We start from the raw sequence: 1,104 nt of genomic DNA on the forward strand, positions 1-1,104 counted from the left end.
TCGGCAACAGCCAGCTCGGCCTGGATCCGATCAGCCTCCTCTTGCAGCTCGTCCACCCGACGACGAGCAGCGACCTCGCGCTGTTCCAGCAGCCCGACCACCGACGGCATCCAAGACCTCCACAGCAGCGGCAACACGACAGGCCACCACTCCCATGGAACCGCCGACGCTATGCCTGACCAGCGGAAACACAGTCCTCAAGCACGGAAAGACAACAGCTTCTAAGCCAGACCCTCGCACCGCTACTCGACGGGTCCAGTTCAGAGCCGCGCGAGGGCTGAGCATGGGGGCATTCGGAGAGTTCCAGTACCCGACCCCACCATTAGCGATCTATCCCGAGGACGTCATCTCCCACCACCGGTCCTACATCGCCCGCCGTCGACAGCACCCGCCGAGCAAGGAATACCGCGACCTCGCCCCGGAGGAGTGGGACGAGTTCATCGCCCACGTCGAACTCCGCAAAGTCGCGCTCGGCGTCTGCACCAGGGACTTCGGCACCGCATGCGTCCACGAACACACCTGCGTTCAAGGGCAAGCTCGAGACGGTGCAGGACCTCGCCGTCAGCACGGCCGAACCCACCTCGGCATGTCCAGCTTCGACCCCACGATCGGCCGGGAGATCTGATCCCGACAGTGGGAACGCTCCTACGCGGCCTGGAGGGCCACCCGTCCCAAGCCGAAGCTTTCGGGATCGATCACTACGGCATGGTGCGTGGACGTCACAAGGTTTCTTGAAGCCTGGCAGCTCAGCGAACCAGTAATCGGTTGCCTGTTGGAGATGGTGGTGGATGCAATGTCCGGCATGGTCACCCAGGTGCGCCCGCCACGGAGAGATGAGATGAACGCGTACCACCGGGCCTTGCCACTCTGCGATCTGGGCAAAATGCAACCGAATCATCACAGGGGAGACGTTAACGCATGAATGCGCCACCGTCGCCACCTGGAGCGGAGCGGACTGACGGATCAGCCGTCCGGATCGGCGCTCTCGTTCCGCTGACTCGGCCTGGCTGGGTCGAGGCGGGCAGACACTTGCTCGCTGGGCTCGAGCTGGCCGTTCGCGAAGTCAATGACGCCGGCGGGATCGGCGGAAGGCCACTCGAGCTG

Annotated in this window: 1 protein-coding gene and 1 pseudogene; both read left to right on the forward strand. The window is 64.1% G+C overall.

Annotated elements, in window-relative coordinates; all coding sequences use genetic code 11:
* Positions 1-283 precede the first annotated feature (283 nt).
* Positions 284-625, forward strand: a complete 342-nt coding sequence (locus PV419_RS52840) for a hypothetical protein (RefSeq protein ID WP_319701240.1) — start codon at positions 284-286, stop codon at positions 623-625.
* 293 nt (positions 626-918) lie between these two features.
* A pseudogene (locus PV419_RS52845) lies at positions 919-1,104 on the forward strand (amino acid ABC transporter substrate-binding protein); the annotation flags it as partial.

Source organism: Streptomyces sp. ME19-01-6, from assembly GCF_033793745.1.
Lineage (GTDB): Bacteria > Actinomycetota > Actinomycetes > Streptomycetales > Streptomycetaceae > Streptomyces.

Coding starts and splice junctions, on each gene's coding strand:
- PV419_RS52840 (WP_319701240.1), top strand. CDS start 284: ATGGGGGCATTCGGAGAGTTCCAGTACCCGACCCCACCATTAGCGATC.